14 protein-coding genes and 1 pseudogene are annotated in these 16,772 nt (G+C 61.3%); 1 reads left to right on the top strand and 14 read right to left on the bottom strand.

Going from position 1 to position 16,772, the window contains the following annotated elements:
• Window positions 1-70: 70 nt before the first annotated feature.
• The 12 genes from AYR47_RS09820 to AYR47_RS09765 all read right to left on the bottom strand — a co-directional run bounded on the left by AYR47_RS09820 (window position 71) and on the right by AYR47_RS09765 (window position 14,420).
• The gene (locus AYR47_RS09820) at window positions 71-2,005 is read right to left on the bottom strand and encodes a methyl-accepting chemotaxis protein (RefSeq protein WP_061435085.1); all 1,935 of its coding nucleotides are present in this window, start codon (window positions 2,003-2,005) and stop codon (window positions 71-73) included.
• 139 nt (window positions 2,006-2,144) lie between these two features.
• On the bottom strand, window positions 2,145-3,434 hold the full coding sequence (locus tag AYR47_RS09815; protein ID WP_003217505.1) for an adenylosuccinate synthase: 1,290 nt from the start codon (window positions 3,432-3,434) through the stop codon (window positions 2,145-2,147).
• A gap of 54 nt (window positions 3,435-3,488) precedes the next feature.
• On the bottom strand, window positions 3,489-4,676 hold the full coding sequence (locus tag AYR47_RS09810) for an ATP phosphoribosyltransferase regulatory subunit (RefSeq protein WP_033898460.1): 1,188 nt from the start codon (window positions 4,674-4,676) through the stop codon (window positions 3,489-3,491).
• A 294-nt stretch (window positions 4,677-4,970) separates the two neighbouring features.
• Window positions 4,971-5,837, bottom strand: a complete 867-nt coding sequence (gene hflC / locus AYR47_RS09805; protein WP_010213607.1) for a protease modulator HflC — start codon at window positions 5,835-5,837, stop codon at window positions 4,971-4,973.
• Window positions 5,837-7,012: an FtsH protease activity modulator HflK gene (gene hflK / locus AYR47_RS09800; protein WP_028615515.1), complete on the bottom strand. Its 1,176-nt coding sequence runs from the start codon at window positions 7,010-7,012 to the stop codon at window positions 5,837-5,839. Before hflK ends, hflC begins: the two co-directional genes overlap by 1 nt.
• Before the next feature lie 96 nt (window positions 7,013-7,108).
• The gene (gene hflX, locus AYR47_RS09795) at window positions 7,109-8,410 is read right to left on the bottom strand and encodes a ribosome rescue GTPase HflX (protein ID WP_016976905.1); all 1,302 of its coding nucleotides are present in this window, start codon (window positions 8,408-8,410) and stop codon (window positions 7,109-7,111) included.
• 12 nt (window positions 8,411-8,422) lie between these two features.
• A complete protein-coding gene (gene hfq / locus AYR47_RS09790) occupies window positions 8,423-8,683 on the bottom strand; it encodes an RNA chaperone Hfq (protein WP_016976904.1) in 261 nt (86 codons plus the stop codon).
• A gap of 94 nt (window positions 8,684-8,777) precedes the next feature.
• Entirely contained in the window at window positions 8,778-9,749 is a 972-nt protein-coding gene (miaA, locus tag AYR47_RS09785; RefSeq protein ID WP_061435084.1) for a tRNA (adenosine(37)-N6)-dimethylallyltransferase MiaA, read from the bottom strand.
• Window positions 9,749-11,665 carry a DNA mismatch repair endonuclease MutL gene (gene mutL / locus AYR47_RS09780; RefSeq protein WP_033898463.1) on the bottom strand — a complete coding sequence of 639 codons (1,917 nt, stop codon included), beginning with the start codon at window positions 11,663-11,665 and terminating at the stop codon, window positions 9,749-9,751. Before mutL ends, miaA begins: the two co-directional genes overlap by 1 nt.
• Window positions 11,665-13,086, bottom strand: a complete 1,422-nt coding sequence (locus AYR47_RS09775) for an N-acetylmuramoyl-L-alanine amidase (protein WP_033898464.1) — start codon at window positions 13,084-13,086, stop codon at window positions 11,665-11,667. The genes mutL and AYR47_RS09775 overlap by 1 nt, the downstream gene beginning before the upstream one ends.
• 15 nt (window positions 13,087-13,101) lie before the next feature.
• Window positions 13,102-13,572, bottom strand: a complete 471-nt coding sequence (gene tsaE, locus AYR47_RS09770; RefSeq protein WP_016976901.1) for a tRNA (adenosine(37)-N6)-threonylcarbamoyltransferase complex ATPase subunit type 1 TsaE — start codon at window positions 13,570-13,572, stop codon at window positions 13,102-13,104.
• Window positions 13,560-14,420, bottom strand: coding sequence for an NAD(P)H-hydrate dehydratase (locus AYR47_RS09765; protein ID WP_033898465.1), 861 nt, complete (start codon window positions 14,418-14,420; stop codon window positions 13,560-13,562). The genes tsaE and AYR47_RS09765 overlap by 13 nt, the downstream gene beginning before the upstream one ends.
• Window positions 14,421-14,483: 63 nt before the next feature.
• On the opposite strand from AYR47_RS09765, the pseudogene queG reads away from it, so the two are divergent.
• Window positions 14,484-15,549, top strand: a pseudogene (gene queG / locus AYR47_RS09760) (tRNA epoxyqueuosine(34) reductase QueG).
• Here queG and AYR47_RS09755 read toward each other — a convergent pair.
• Entirely contained in the window at window positions 15,546-16,160 is a 615-nt protein-coding gene (locus AYR47_RS09755) for a trimeric intracellular cation channel family protein (protein ID WP_028615507.1), read from the bottom strand. The pseudogene queG and the gene AYR47_RS09755 sit on opposite strands and share 4 nt — an antisense overlap.
• Before the next feature lie 63 nt (window positions 16,161-16,223).
• On the bottom strand, window positions 16,224-16,766 hold the full coding sequence (orn, locus tag AYR47_RS09750) for an oligoribonuclease (RefSeq protein WP_003171343.1): 543 nt from the start codon (window positions 16,764-16,766) through the stop codon (window positions 16,224-16,226).
• Between the last annotated feature and the right edge of the window lie 6 nt (window positions 16,767-16,772).

Below are 16,772 nucleotides of genomic sequence, written 5' to 3'. Positions count from 1 at the left end.
CTCCCACATTTTGAAATGCATTCCAAATGTGGGAGCGGGCTTGCTCGCGAAGGGGCCAGCACTGACGACGCTAAGCCCTGAACTGCCCCAGGCTCGCCTTCAACTGCGCCGCCAGCCCATCCAGCACCTTGCCACTGGCGGTGGTCTCCACCACCGCCTGGGCGGCACGTTCGGCCTGGGCATGGATCACCTCGACCCTACCCCGCACCGCATGGGCACCCTGCGCTTGATGCTCGGCCGCGCGTGTCGCCAAGCCAATCGCCGCATGCACCTGCTCCACCGAGGCCTGCACCGTCTGCTGCAAGCGCACGCTGTCACGCAGCACCAGCAAACCTTCATTAGCCTGACGCCCGGCCTTGCCGATGGTTTCCACCGCCTCCCGCGCGCCCTGCTGCAACGCCACGATATGCGCCTGGATATCGCCGGTGGAGCTTTGGGTCTTGCTCGCCAGCGCACGCACTTCATCCGCCACCACCGCAAAGCCGCGACCGGTCTCACCCGCACGCGCCGCCTCGATTGCGGCGTTGAGGGCGAGCAAATTGGTTTGCTCGGCAATGCCATGAATCACGGTCAGCACCACCTCGATCTGCTGGCTTTGCTGGGCCAAGCGCTCGATAACCGTGGAGCCCGCTTGTACTTGGCCCGCCAGCGCCTCGATCAAACTGCCGACCTCAGCCGAGGTCCGCGAGTTCTCATCCGTGGCCTGGCGAATATCCACCACCTGCTGCAACGCCGCCTGCATCGCATGGCTCTCGGCTTGCGCCTCGTCGGCCATCTGCGACAGTGCGCGCAAGCTCTCGGCCACTTCATCGCGCTGTAAACCGGCCGCAGCGTCAGCACCGGCATTGCGCAGGGTCATCGCGCCGATTTCCACGCAGGTGCGCTGGGCCACATCCCCCGCCTCGCGCACGATGGGCTGCAACTTATCCACAAAGCGATTGACCGCCGAAGCCATGTCGCCGATTTCATCCTTGCTGCTGATTTGCACGCGCTTGGTGAGATCACCCTCGCCCGCCGCCAAGTCATCCATGGCAGCAATCAGCAACTTCAAACGATTGACCACGCGACGGCCCAACACGATGGCGATCAACAGCAACACGCCCAAACCGACCAGCGCCAAGCCCATGCCGATGCGCCAGCGCAAGGTGCCGGCGGCGTCCTGGACGGCGCTGGTGGTGTTGGCCGTCATTTGGGTGGCGGTGGCTTGCGCGGATTGCAGGCGCGCGCCCATGGCGGCAGCGCTATCGGCCGCCGCCCCCTTGAGGCTGTCGCCCACCAGTTGGTCACCGCTGGCGATCAGTGCGGCGAAACGCTTATCCAGCGCGGCCAGATCAGCCTCCACTGCGGCCGTGGAAACCCCCATGCGCACCTTGCCGATCTCCACGCCGTTGGGGCTAATGGACGCCTCGACATAGAACACCGAAGGATCATCTTTGGCCGCATCCAACACCTTATCCAGGGCGCGGTCACCCTTGCCCTTTTCCAACAGCGCCTGGTTGATCGGGTTTTCACGGTTGAGGTAGCGGGTCAGATGCTCACCCGCCGCGTCGTCATAGACCACGAACAGCACGTTGGGATTACGCTGGGCACGCCGGGCGAACTCCGACAGCGTCGGCACGTCGCTGTCCCACATAGCGCGGGGCGCCACCGAGGCCAGCAGTTGCGCCATGTCATTGGCGGAGTCTTTCAGGTCTTTTTCCAGGGTCGCACGCAGCTGCTTCTGCTCTTCCTGCAGGCGGGTTGAAAGCCCCGTTGTCAGACGCTGACGGGTACTGGTCGACAAGCTGTCCAGGCTGGACGTGACTTCTTTACCGGCCTGGGCCAATTCACCCGACAGTTTCTGGCTGTCGATACCCAGGCGATTGCCCAAATCAGCCTCCAGCGCGGTGACGGTGCTTCGCGTCAGGGCGACGGCCACCAGCACTTGCACCAAAAGGGCGATACCTAGGGTAACGAACACCGGCCGCAACAGACGGCTTTGTAACAATGAGAGAACGGCAGACATCGGGAATCCCTCCACCACGGGTGCCATTAATTTGATAGCACCGCGAAAGAAAGAACCAAAGCAAGGGTCGTGCCGCCCAGGCGACAGAAACGACAAAGGGCTCCCGAAGGAGCCCTTTGCTTTTTACATCAACAGCTTATTAAGCGAACGGGTGACGCAGAACGATGGTTTCGTTGCGGTCCGGACCTGTCGAAATAATGTCAATCGGCGCACCGATCAGCTCTTCGACACGTTTGATGTAGGCACGGGCGTTAGCCGGCAGCTCTTCCAGGGTCTTGGCGCCCACGGTCGATTCGGTCCAGCCCGGCACTTCTTCGTACACAGGCTGCAGGCCCACGTAGCTGTCGGCGTCGGTCGGAGCAACGTCCTTGCCTTCGGCATCTTTGTAGCCGATGCAGATGTTGATGGTTTCCAGGCCGTCGAGTACGTCCAGCTTGGTCAGGCAGATGCCCGAGATGCTGTTCACATCGATAGCGCGACGCAGGATAACGGCGTCGAACCAGCCACAACGACGAGCACGGCCGGTGGTCGCGCCGAATTCGTGACCTTGCTTGGCCAGGTGAGCGCCGACGTCGTCGAACAGCTCAGTCGGGAACGGACCCGAACCTACGCGAGTGGTGTAAGCCTTGGTGATGCCCAGGATGTAGTCCAGGAACATCGGGCCAACGCCGGAACCGGTCGCAACGCCACCCGCGGTGGTGTTGGAGCTGGTCACGTACGGGTAGGTACCGTGGTCGATGTCCAGCAGGGAGCCTTGGGCGCCTTCGAACATGATGTCTTTGCCAGCGCGACGCAGGTCGTGCAGCTCGGCGGTCACGTCCAGCATCAGCGGCTTGAGCAGCTCAGCGTATTCCTTGCACTCGGCCAGGGTTTTCTCGAACTCGATGGCTGGCTCTTTGTAGTAACCGACCAGCATGAAGTTGTGGTAATCCACCAATTCACGCAGCTTGTCTTCAAAGCGCGGCATGTTGAGCAGGTCGCCCACACGCAGGCCACGGCGTGCAACCTTGTCTTCGTACGCTGGGCCGATGCCGCGACCGGTGGTACCGATCTTCAGCTCGCCACGGGCCTTTTCACGGGCCTGGTCCAGCGCAACGTGGAAGGACAGGATCAGCGGGCAGGACGGGCTGATACGCAGGCGCTCGCGCACCGGTACGCCTTTCTCTTCCAGCTTGGTGATCTCACGCAGCAGGGCGTCAGGTGCAACCACCACGCCGTTGCCGATCAGGCACTGCACGCCTTCGCGCAGAACGCCCGACGGGATCAGGTGCAAGACGGTTTTTTCGCCATCGATGACCAGGGTGTGGCCAGCGTTGTGGCCACCTTGGTAGCGCACTACGGCGGCAGCATGTTCGGTCAGCAGATCAACGATCTTGCCTTTGCCCTCATCACCCCATTGGGTGCCCAGGACTACGACATTCTTACCCATAACACTTGTCCTCATTCGCGCAAACTTGGTGCCGGCGATGGCCGGCAGGAAAACTCAAGAAGCCAGTGGCGATACTTGCCAAAGCCCGTTCTGCAGAATCAATTGCCGGTCGCAGTCCGCTTCACGGGCGGCGGCCAATGGCTGCCCAGGCAAAGCCTGGACGACACGCTGACCCTCACTGCGCAACTGGCAAACCTGCTGCCAGAGTGCTGCGTCCGTACTGTCGGGCATCCAGATGCCACCAGACGGCAGCTCGACCTCAGCACGCCCCAGGGTCACCAGGGTTTTCAAATCGGTGGAGAATCCAGTGGCCGGACGCGCACGACCGAAGTCGGCGCCGATATCGTCATAACGACCACCTTGGGCGATGGCTTGGCCAACGCCCGGTACAAAGACGGCGAACACCACACCAGTGTGGTAGTGGTAGCCGCGCAGCTCACCCAGATCAAAGTACAGCGGCAGCTCCGGGAAGCGCGCCGACAACTGCTCGGCAATCGCCAGTACGTCGTTCAGTGCAGCCAGTACCGGCGCCGGCGCATTGGCCAGGCGCTCGCGGGCAGCCACCAGCACTTCACGGCCGCCGCACAGGTTGACCAGTGCACGCAGCATGTCAGCCAGGTCGGCAGGCACGCCCGCGGTCAGAGCAATCACCTCATCGATGGCCTTGCGTTGCAGGGCATCGAACAGCTGTTGTTCCACTTCACCAGACAAACCAGCCGCACGGGCCAGGCCACGGTAGATACCGACGTGGCCCAGGTCCATGTGGACATCCGGCACATCAGCCAGTTGCAGCATGGCCAGCATCAGGCTGATCACTTCAACGTCGCTGCTCGGGCTCGCATCGCCGTACAACTCGGCGCCCAGCTGGATCGGGCTGCGGGACGACGACAACGCACGCGGCTGTGCATGCAGCACGCTGCCGGCGTAGCACAGGCGGCTCGGACCTTCGCGACGCAGGGTGTGCGCATCGATGCGCGCCACTTGCGGCGTGATGTCGGCACGGAAACCCATTTGCCGGCCCGATTGCGGGTCGATGACCTTGAAGGTGCGCAGATCCAGGTCCTGGCCCGCGCCGGTCAGCAGGGATTCCAGGTACTCGATATGGGGGGTCACGACAAACTCGTAACCCCAGCTCTGGAACAGATCCAACACCTGGCGACGCGCTACTTCGATGCGCGCAGCTTCTGGTGGCAGTACTTCTTCGATGCCATCTGGCAGCAGCCAGCGGTCTACCGTTGCCATTACGCCATTCCCCTTTGATCCGGGCGGCCAGCCCTCGGCCGAGCCTTGAGTGAAGCAGAAAATACCCGCCCCCTGCATAAACCACGCGCAAGAGCGACGTGACGAACGGCCTGTAATCGGCCTCGTCGGGCACTTTCCTCGAAAAACCTGTCACGCCTGCCGAATCAAACATGCAGACGCAAAAAAGCCGGGAATTTCCCGGCTGCCGCATCATACACCCGTTTTCTGAAAGGATCACCCCGCCAGGCGTTTTAGCCGCCCGACGGGAGTGAAACCTACAGAATCACAGGCTGGTTACTTGGACTTTTCCAGGTAGCGGAAGAAGTCGCTGCTTGGGTCCAGCACCATGACGTCGGTTTTGTTCGCGAAGCTTTCACGGTAGGCGCGCAGGCTACGGTAGAACGCGTAGAACTCCTGGTCCTGGCCGTAGGCCTTGGCATAGATCGCCGCAGCTTGAGCATCGCCATCACCACGGGCCTCTTCAGACTCGCGATAGGCTTCGGCCAGCAGTACACGGCGCTGACGATCGGCATCTGCACGGATACCTTCTGCCAGCTCGTTACCCTTGGCGCGGTGCTCACGGGCTTCACGCTCACGCTCGGTGCTCATACGCTCGAACACGCTGCGGTTCACTTCCTTCGGCAGGTCGATCGCCTTGACCCGGACATCAACCACTTCAATGCCCAGTTCTTTCTCTGCCATCGTGTTCAGCGAACGCGTGATGTCAGCCATCAGCGCGTCACGCTCACCGGATACCACCTCGTGCAGGGTGCGCTTACCAAACTGGTCACGCAGGCCCGATTCCAGACGGCGCGACAAACGCTCGTCAGCAATCTGCTTGAGGCCGGAGGTCGCGGTGTAGAAGCGCTCGGCATCCTTGACGCGCCACTTGGCGTAGGCGTCAACCATCACGGCTTTCTTTTCCAGGGTCAGGAAGCGCTGTGTCGGTGCATCCAGGGTCATCAGGCGGGCGTCGAACTTGCGCACCTGGTTGACGTAGGGGACTTTCACATGCAGGCCCGGCTGGACATCCGCCTGGACCACGCGACCGAATTGCAGCAGCACCGCACGCTCGGTCTGAGCCACAATGTAGAAGCAGTTCCAGGCAGCGATGACCACGACGACGCCCACAATCAGGGCGGTCAGCGATTTATTGCTCATCAACGACTCTCCCTGGTACGTGTTTGCTGTTGCAGCAAGTCAGCGGCCGCACGGGCGCTCGCTTCGTTGGCAGCGGCATTGGAACCGGTGGACGGTGCGCTGGTGCTGCTACGACCACCTTCGATCATCTTGTCCAGCGGCAGGTACAGCAGGTTGTTCTGCCCACCTTTGCTGCCGGTCACGAGAACCTTGCTGGTGTTGCTGAAGACTTCCTGCATGGTGTCCAGGTACAGACGCTCACGCGTGACTTCCGGCGCCTTGCGGTACTCGGCGACCAGCTTGGTAAAGCGATCCGCCTCACCCTTGGCGCGGGAGACCACTTCGTCGCGGTAACCGTTGGCATCCTCTAGGATGCGCTGGGCCTGACCACGGGCTTCCGGCACGACGCCGTTGGCGTAGGTTTCAGCCTGGTTGCGCGAACGCTGCTCGTCTTCACGGGCACGGATCACGTCATCGAAGGCTTCCTGCACTTCACGCGGTGCGGCTGCGCTCTGTACGTTCACCTGGGTAACGGTGATACCGGTGCGATAGGTATCGAGGAACCGCTGCAGGCGCTCCTTGATCTCGCTGGCCATCAATTCACGACCTTCGGTCAGCACCTGGTCCATCGCGGTCGAACCGACGACGTGGCGCAGGGCACTTTCGGTAGCGTGTTGCAGGCTGATTTCCGGCTGATCAACGTTCAGCACGAAGTCCTGCAGGTTGCTGATCTTGTACTGCACGGTCAGCGGCACTTCGACGATGTTCTCGTCTTCGGTCAGCATCTGGCCCTGCTTGGTGTAGGCACGCTCACGCGTGACGTTTTCCATGTACTTCTTGTCGATCGGCGGGAAGTAGATGTTCAGGCCAGGGCCGACTGTCTCGTAGTACTTGCCGAAGCGCAGCACCACGGCTTGCTCCTGCTCGTCCACCACGTAGACGGCGCTGTATAGCCATACGGCCGCCAGCACGACAAGACCCAGGCCCAGCAGGCCATAGCCGCCGCCCTTGCTTGTGCGACCGCCGTCGTCACCACCACGTTTTTTTCCACCACCGAACAACCCATTCAGGCTTTCCTGCAGCTTTCGGAAGGCCTCGTCGAGATCTGGTGGCCCCTTGCGGTCGCCATTATTGCGGCGTTTACCACCCCAAGGATCCTGATTATTCGAGTTGCCACCCGGCTCATTCCAAGCCATAGCGCTCTCCATCTGATAAAGCAAAGACGCACCCACGGCGCGCCGACCAATGCTACAGAATGCCTGCCACTGCGGCACAACCGCTTTAGGAGGCTTTTATTGCAAAGTGTGTTGTTCGATGAACTCTGTCGGTACAACGCCCTCACGGCTGACCAGCCGATTGAGCTCCGAGCGCGGCAATCGAACGGCCAGCAAGCTGACACCTTCTTCGTCGTGTTCTTCTTTCTGTACCGCGCCCAACTCGAAAAACTGTGCACGCAGTCGAGCAAAACGCTGGGGCAAGCGCAAGGTGCCAACGAACAAATCGCCGCCGAGCAACTCGGCAATGGCCTGTTCAAGCAACTCAAGACCACTGCCATCACGCGCCGACAGCCAGACCCGCTGGGGCTTGCCGTTCTCATCGCGCTGGATTTGTGGCTCAACGCCTTCAAGCAAATCGAGTTTGTTATAGACCTCGAGGATCGGCAAGTCCTGGGCACCAATCTCGCCCAGCACCAGCATCACCTGTTCAATCTGCAACATGCGATCCGGTTCAGCCGCATCGATCACGTGCAACAGCAGGTCGGAATTGCTCGACTCTTCGAGCGTAGACCGAAATGCCTCGACCAGCTTGTGCGGCAAGTGACGAATGAAACCCACGGTGTCGGCCAGGACAATCGGCCCCAGGTCGTCCAGATCCAGACGGCGCAAGGTCGGGTCGAGGGTGGCGAACAGTTGGTCGGCCGCGTACACGTCCGATTTCGTCACATTATTGAAGAGTGTGGATTTGCCGGCGTTGGTATAGCCCACCAGGGACACGGTCGGGATATCCGCGCGGGTACGCCCACGGCGCGATTGCTCACGCTGGCTGCGCACTTTCTCGAGACGACCCTTGATCTGGCGCAGGCGAACCCGCAACAGGCGTCGGTCGGTTTCGAGCTGGGTTTCACCCGGACCGCGCATGCCGATGCCGCCACCTTGACGCTCAAGGTGAGTCCAGCCGCGGACCAGGCGGGTGCTCATGTGGTCAAGCTGGGCCAGTTCAACCTGGAGCTTGCCTTCATGGGTACGGGCGCGCTGGGCAAAAATATCGAGAATCAGACCGGTACGGTCGATCACGCGACACTCGAAGACACGTTCGAGGTTACGTTCCTGACTGGGCGTGAGGACGTGATTAAAGATCACCAGATCGGCTTCTTCGGCATGGACCAGGTCGCGCAGTTCCTCGACCTTGCCGCTGCCAATCAGGAATTTGGCGGTTGGCCGATGACGCGGCACGTTAAAAAACGCAACGGTCTCGGCGCCGGCCGAATTTGCCAACTCCTGAAACTCCTGCGGATCTTCGCGCGCCTCAGGGTCCTGTCCATCCAAGTGAACGAGAATGACCCGCTCACCACCACCGTGGCGCTCAAAGAACAAAGGAGACTCCTATCAGGCGTTACCTGGCTCAGCGTCAGCTGCTTCATCACCGGCTGCGCTAGGCAGACGGATTGGACGAACAGGAACGACTGTCGAGATAGCGTGCTTGTAGACCATCTGGCTGACGGTGTTTTTCAGCAGGATCACGAACTGGTCGAACGACTCGATCGTGCCTTGCAGCTTGATACCGTTGACCAGGTAGATGGAAACCCCCACTTTCTCTTTACGTAAAGTATTCAAGTAAGGGTCTTGTAGCGAATGCCCTTTTGACATGTGCCGCACTCCTTTAAGGATCAATAATAAAAAATCGGAAAATAGATAGCTTATGGCCGTCACACCCCCAAGGATAGACGGCAATTGCAAGGACTCAGCTCAATATGGAGACCGTTCCCAAGTATTTCAAGGCGCGTGACAGATTGTCGCTGTCCAGGCTGTCCAGCCAGTGCAAATCGCTCCAGCTGCGCAACCAGGTGAACTGGCGTTTCGCCAACTGGCGCGTGGCAATGATGCCGCGTTCCTGCATTTCGGCTGACGTCAGCTTGCCATCCAGATGATCCCAGACTTGGCGGTAGCCTACAGCACGTATCGAAGGTAACCCTGGATGCAGGTCACCTCTGGAACGCAGAGCTACGACCTCGTCCACAAACCCCTGTTCCAACATAATTGTGAATCTTTGTGCAATTCGATCATGCAGCACCTGGCGATTTGCCGGAGCGATGGCCAGATTCGCCACAGTATAGGGCAATTGTGACGCGCCAGATGCGCCTGCGTCAGCACTTTGCGCACTTTGTTTCAGGCGATGTTCAGTCATGGTCTGCCCGCTCACGCGCCAGACTTCCAGGGCGCGAGTGAGGCGCTGCGGGTCATTGGGGTGAATGCGCGCGGCGGACACCGGGTCCACGGAGGCCAACTGGTCGTGCAAGGCTTGCCAGCCAAGGCGTAGAGCCTCTTCTTCAAGCTCGGCGCGCACCTGGGCATCGGCCGGCGGCATATCCGCCAGACCTTCCTGCAAAGCCTTGTAATAGAGCATCGTGCCGCCCACCAGCAGCGGAATATTGCCCCGCGCGGTGATATCGGCCATGGCCGCCAGGGCATCGGTGCGAAAATCCGCGGCAGAATAGCTCTGCGACGGATCGATGATGTCGATCAGCTTATGCGGGTATTGGGCCAACAGCTCCTTGGAAGGCTTGGCCGTGCCGATGTCCATGTCCCGGTAAACCAGGGCAGAGTCGACACTGATCAGCTCGCACGGCAGCACTTTGGTCAGCTCGATGGCCAGGTCGGTCTTGCCGGCGGCCGTGGGGCCCATCAGGAAGATCGCGGGGGGCAAGGCACTCATCAACGGCCGCGCAAGAACAGTTTGTCCAGATCGTCCAGGCCCATCTGGGTCCAGGTCGGTCGGCCATGGTTGCATTGCCCGCTGCGCTCGGTGTTTTCCATGTCGCGCAGCAGGCCGTTCATTTCCGGCAGGGCCAGGCGGCGATTGGCGCGGATGGCGCCGTGGCAGGCCATGGTGCCGAGCAACTCGTTGATGTGCGCCTGGATACGGTCACTGGTGCCGTATTCCATCAGGTCCGCCAGCACGTCGGCGACCAGGCGGTTGGCCTCGGCCTGCTTGAGCAGCGCGGGAATCTGGCGGATGGCCAGGGTTTCCGGGCCCAGGCGCTGCAACTCAAAGCCTAGCTTCTGGAACACGCCGTGGTGCTCTTCGGCACAATCGGCCTCACGCTGACTGACGGCCAGGGACTCCGGCACCAGCAGCGGCTGGCCGCTGAGGCCTTCGCTGGCCATGGCGATCTTGAGGCGTTCGTACATGATCCGCTCGTGGGCGGCATGCATGTCCACCAGCACCAGACCATGTGCGTTTTCCGCCAGGATGTAGATACCCTTGAGCTGCGCCAACGCGTAGCCCAGCGGCGGAATATCCCCGCCACCTTCTGGCAAAGCCACAGGCGCGCCCGCTTCGGCACCTGGCAGCGGCGCGAAAAACTCACGGTAAGCCGCCTGGGCCTCGGCCACCGGCACCGCCGATTGAGGGCGTGGCGTGTATTGGTATTGATAACCCGAGCCGGCGCCGGAGTTCGGCGCGGTATAGGTAGGTTGCGACTGCGGCGATTGCAGCAGGTTGGCCGCTAGGCTCATTTCGCCTTGAGGGCCGAACTCGCCAGCTTCCGGACCACTCGGACGGACCACTGCGGTCACAATAGGCGCAGACAACTGATCATCCGGACGCACATCACCCAGGGTGCGGTGCAAGGTGCCATAAAGGAAGTCATGCACCATGCGCCCATCACGGAAGCGCACTTCGTGCTTGGTCGGGTGCACGTTGACGTCCACCACCGACGGGTCGACCTCAAAGAACAACACAAACGTCGGGTGACGCCCGTTGAAAAGCACGTCGCGATAGGCCTGGCGCACCGCGTGGGCCACCAGTTTGTCGCGCACCGCACGGCCGTTCACAAAGAAGTACTGCAAGTCCGCCTGGCTGCGGGAGAAGGTCGGCAAACCGACCCAACCCCACAGCCGCAGGCCATTGCGCTCGATTTCAATCGGCAGCGCCTGCTCCAGGAAACCTGGCCCGCATATCGCTGACACCCGGCGAGCACGCGCGGCGTCATCGTGGGCTTCGTGCAGGCTGAGGATGGTCTTGCCATTATGCCGCAGGTGGAATGCCACATCGAAGCGGGCCAGGGCCAGGCGCTTGATGACTTCCTGCAGGTGATCGAATTCGGTTTTCTCGGCCTTGAGGAATTTGCGCCGCGCCGGGGTGTTGAAGAACAGGTCGCGCACTTCCACCGACGTACCGACGGGATGGGCTGCCGGCTGGACCCGAGGCGCCATGTCGCGACCTTCGGTTTCCACTTGCCAGGCCTGCTCGGCGCTGCGGGTGCGGGACGTCAGGGTCAGGCGCGCCACAGAGCTGATGGACGCCAGGGCCTCACCGCGAAAGCCCAGGCTCATCACCCGCTCAAGGTCTTCCAGGTCGCGAATCTTGCTGGTGGCGTGACGGGCCAGGGCCAGCGGCAGGTCGTCGGACGAGATACCGCTGCCATCATCACGCACGCGCAGCAGCTTGACGCCGCCCTGCTCCACGTCGACATCAATGCGCTTGGCGCCGGAGTCGATGCTGTTTTCCAGCAGCTCCTTGATCACCGATGCCGGACGCTCCACCACCTCGCCCGCCGCAATCTGGTTGGCAAGGCGCGGGCTGAGCAGTTCGATGCGTGAGCCGTTATCCAGGATCGAGTCGCTCATTACTGCGCCGCCAATTCGGTGCCAGGGATGGTCAACACCTGGCCGACTTTCAATTCATCGGTCTTCAGGTTGTTGGCGCTGCGCAAGGTCGCGGCCGACACCTGGAAACGCACAGCCAGCATGGCCAGGGTGTCGCCGGGCTGTACGCGATGGTCGCGCGGGCCTTGGGCGATTTTCCCGGAGTCACGCAGCCAGGCGATGTAGGTGCCCGGTGGCGGATTCTGCTGGAAGAACTGGCGCACACCGGCGCTGATGGAACGCGCCAGCGCTTGCTGGTGACTGGCGCTGGCCAGCTTCGAGGCCTCGTTGGAGTTGGAGATAAACCCGGTCTCCACCAGGATCGATGGGATATCCGGCGACTTCAACACCATGAATCCTGCTTGTTCCACGCGCTGTTTGTGCAGCGAGGTGACCCGGCCGATGTTACTCAGGACCTTCTGGCCCACGTTCAAGCTGGACGTCAGCGAAGCGGTCATCGACAAGTCGAGCAGTACGCCGGCGAGCATTTTGTCTTTGTCATCAAGGGAGACGTTACCCGCCCCGCCGATCAAGTCGGAACGGTTTTCACTGTCGGCCAGCCAGCGGGCGGTCTCAGACGTCGCGCCGCGATCCGACAGGGCAAACACCGAGGCGCCAAAGGCTGCGGTAGAAGGCGCGGCGTCGGCATGGATCGATACGAACAGGTCAGCGCCTTTCTTGCGGGCAATTTCGGTACGGCCGCGCAACGGAATGAAGTAGTCGCCGGTACGGGTCAGCTCAGCGCGGTAGCCTTTCATCGCGTTGATCTGGCGCTGCAGTTCACGGGCAATCGCCAGCACCACGTCTTTTTCATGCTGGCCGCGTGAGCCGGAGGCACCGGGGTCTTCGCCGCCGTGACCGGCGTCGATCACCACGATAATGTCACGCTTGCCGGCGGGAGCCGGTGGCGGCGGAGGCAGCTTGACCTGTGGTTGCGACGGGTTGACCGGCACCGCCGGGACAGTCGCGACGCTTGGAGGCGGTGCAGGCGGCGGGTTGGCATCGGCGGCATTGTCGAACAGGTCGACCACCAACCGGTTGCCGTACTGGGCGTTGGGCGCCAAGGAGAAGCTTTTCGGGGTCACGACCTTTTTCAGGTCGATCACCACACGCAGATCAGTCGGCGTGCGCTGGGCCGAGCGCATGGCGGTAATCGGGGTATTGGCAGTGGACACTTTCAACGGCGCGGCCAGGGTCGCGCCGTTGATGTCGATCACCAGGCGATCAGGCGCCGTCAGGGTAAAGACGCTGTGCTGGACCGGGCCAGACAGGTCGAACACCAGTCGCGTGTTATCCGGCGCTCGCCACAGGCGAACACTCTTCACCTGTGAAGCAGCCAGAGCATTGACAGTCATTGCCGCAAGCAACACCCCCACGACAGCAACCAACGCGCGAAAGCGCATACCTAACCCCACCAATTATTTGAATTCCAATGCCAAAGCGGCGCACCACGACTGGCCGCGCGCGCTCTGGGGCAACAACTTCAACTGACGTCCATGCTCATGCGGCGTAATGGTAATGGTCATGTCAGGCTTTGGCAAAAAGCCTGTGCCTTTATCTGGCCACTCGATCAGGCACAACGCATCTTCATCGAAGTAATCCCGGATCCCCATATATTCGAGCTCTTCGGGGTCAACCAGACGATAAAGGTCAAAGTGGAAGGCGCGCACTGCGCCGATCTCGTAGGGTTCTACCAGGGTGAACGTAGGGCTTTTTACTGCCCCTGTATGGCCCAACCCTCGGATAATCCCTCGGGATAGCGTGGTCTTGCCCGCCCCCAAGTCACCTTCCAGAAAGATCAGCCCTGCACCCGCCGTCACCTGCGCAATGCGTTGCCCGAACGCAACCATGGCCTCTTCATCGGCCAAAAAAAGGATTACTTCAGACACGGCGACTGCTCCTCCAGCAATTGACGAATGGCGGGTATCAAGTCGCTGGCAGCCAAGCCGCGACCAAAGGTGCCCTGGCGATCACCCGCCGTGGCATGCAACCAAACCGCCAGGCAGCTTGCCTCATAGGCCGGCATGCCCTGGGCCAGCAACGCGCCCACCAGCCCGGCCAGGACATCACCTAGCCCCGCCGTTGCCATCGCCGGATGGCCTTGGTCACAGCGTGAAACACGTCCGTCCGGGCTGGCAATCAAACTGCCAGCCCCCTTGAGGATAGCCACTGCATTGAATGTCTGACTCAACGCGCGCGCCACCTTAAGACGATCGGCCTGAACCTCGGCTGTCGAAAGGCCCAACAACCGCGCAGCCTCCCCCGGATGCGGGGTGATCACGCTGTTGGCTGGCAAGCTGATGCCGCCATTGGCGAGCTGATTCAAGGCGTCGGCATCCCAGACTTGCGGCTGCTTGGCGTTGGCGGCGACGGACAGCAGGCTTTTGCCCCAGGACGCTTCACCCAGCCCAGGCCCGATCACAATGACCGAGATCTTTTCCAACAAGCCCATCAGTTGGTTGGCCGAGCTGACGCCGACGGTCATGACTTCCGGCAAGCGGGCCAAAGCGGCTGGCACGTGTTCCGGGCGCGTCGCCAGGGACACCATGCCCGCGCCACTGCGCAAGGCACTTTCGGTGCTCAGCAAGGCGGCGCCGCCAAAGCCGTGGTCACCGCCAATGACCAACAGGTGGCCAAACTGGCCTTTATGGGCGTCCGGCGAACGCACTGTCAGTTGCGGCAAATGGCCGTGCAACAGGGGCTGTACGTCGGTTATTGCGTGATTTGTCTGCGGCATGCGTCTTCAAGCTCCGATGTCTGGCAGAATTATACGCATCTAACCTGTGGTTTCCCGTGTCTCATGCCTGCTATTACGTCCGATCTGCCCGCCCTCGCCCAATCGATCAAAGACTGGGGCCGCGAGCTGGGCTTTCAACAAGTCGGCATCAGCGGCCTGGACCTGGCCGAGCATGAGCAGCACCTGCAACGCTGGCTCGACGCGGGCTACCACGGCGAGATGGACTACATGGGCGCCCATGGCAGCAAACGCTCCCATCCCGACGAACTGGTGCCGGGCACCTTGCGCGTGGTGTCGCTGCGCATGGATTACCTGCCGGGCGACACGCAAATGGCCCAATTGCTGGCCAAGCCAGAAAAAGCCTACATTTCGCGTTACGCCCTGGGCCGTGACTACCACAAGCTGATCCGCAAGCGCGTGCAGCAACTGGCTGATCGCATTCAAGCGCAGATCGGGCCCGTTCGGTTTCCGCGCCTTTGTCGACAGCGCGCCCGTGCTGGAAAAAGCCATCGCCGAAAAAGCCGGGCTGGGCTGGATCGGTAAAAACACCCTGGTCCTCAATCGCAAGGCCGGTAGTTACTTCTTTCTGAGCGAACTATTCGTCGACCTGCCGTTGCCGATCGATGCCCCTCACAGCACCGAACACTGCGGCCGCTGCACCGCTTGCCTGGATATCTGCCCCACCAACGCCTTCGTCGGCCCCTATGTATTGGACGCGCGGCGCTGTATCTCCTACCTGACCATCGAGCTCAAGAACGCGATCCCAGAGGACTTGCGCCCACTGATCGGCAATCGGGTATTCGGCTGTGATGACTGTCAGATCGTATGCCCATGGAATCGTTTCGCCCGCTCCACCGCCGAAAGCGATTTCAAACCGCGCCACAACCTGGATAACGCGGAGCTGGCCGAACTGTTTATGTGGGACGAGGATAAATTCCTCAGCAGTACTGAAGGCTCACCGCTGCGTCGTGCCGGCTACGAGCGCTGGCTGCGCAACCTGGCGGTGGGCCTGGGCAATGCGCCGTCGAGTATTCCGGTGCTGGAAGCCTTGAAGGCGCGCCGGGATTACCCGTCGGAGCTGGTGCGCGAACACGTGGAATGGGCGCTGAACCAGCACGCCAGCCGTTAGTGCACGTCGTCGTTGTAGACGAACTTGGGCATTTCCCAGTGAAAACGGATCGCCAACAGCCGCAATAGAAAGCCGCTGAACAGGGTCAGCAGGATCGACTGCTCGCTGGGCAGTTCCAGATAAAGGCAGAGCATGTAGAACCAGGCGGCGAGGAACGACACGCTGGCGTACAGCTCGCGGCGGAAGATCAGCGGGATGTCGTTGCAGAAGATGTCGCGCAGGATGCCACCGAAAACCCCAGTGATCACACCACTGACCGAGGCCACCAACATGCCGTGACCCATTTCCAGCGCGGTCATGCAACCAATCAGGGTGAACGCCACCAGGCCCACGGCGTCCAGCGCCAGGAACAGCGAGCGCAGGCGACGCATCAGCGGAGCAATAAAGATCGTCACCAGTGCGGCAATCGAGGTCAGCACCAGGTATTCCGGGTGCTTGACCCAGGTCAGCGGGTAATGCCCGAGCAGCACGTCACGCACTGAACCGCCACCCAGCGCTGTCACACACGCGATCAGCACTACGCCAAACCAGTCCATGCCGCGTCGCCCGGCCGACAGCGCGCCGGTCATGGCTTCGGCGGTGATGGCGATGAGGTAGAGCATCAGCAGCATGAGGGCGATCCTTGCATTGAGGCCGGCAGTCTAATCATTTGCTGACGGCACCAAAAGGGGGCGTCACGCTTTGATGAAATGCTTGCGGTAATGCTGCAGCTCGGCAATCGACTCGCGAATATCATCCAGCGCCAAATGTGTGCTGCCTTTATGGAAGCTGTCTTTGACTTCCGGCGCCCAACGCGCGGCCAGCTCTTTGAGTGTCGACACATCCAGGTTGCGGTAATGGAAGTAGCTTTCCAGCCCTTTCATGTGGGTATAAAGGAAGCGACGGTCCTGGCAGATGCTGTTGCCGCAGATCGGCGACTTGCCCTTGGGCACCCACTTTTCCAGGAAGGCGATGGTCTCGGCCTCAGCTTCGGCCATGCTGATGCGGCTGTCGCGCACGCGCTGGGTGAGGCCGGAGTTGCCGTGGGTGCGGGTGTTCCACTCGTCCATGGTGGCAAGGACGGCATCGCTGTGGTGGATGGCGATCACCGGACCTTCGGCCAAGGTGTTGAGGTTGCTGTCGGTGACAATGGTCGCCATCTCGATGATGACGTCGGTGTCGGGGTTCAGACCGGTCATTTCCAGATCGATCCAAATCAGGTTCTGTGGGTTTTGCATGGCTTG

This window comes from Pseudomonas azotoformans (assembly GCF_001579805.1).
Taxonomy (GTDB): Bacteria; Pseudomonadota; Gammaproteobacteria; order Pseudomonadales; family Pseudomonadaceae; genus Aquipseudomonas; species Aquipseudomonas azotoformans_A.
Note: the sequence above shows the minus strand (reverse complement) of the source record. Positions and strands in the feature narration are given on the sequence as shown.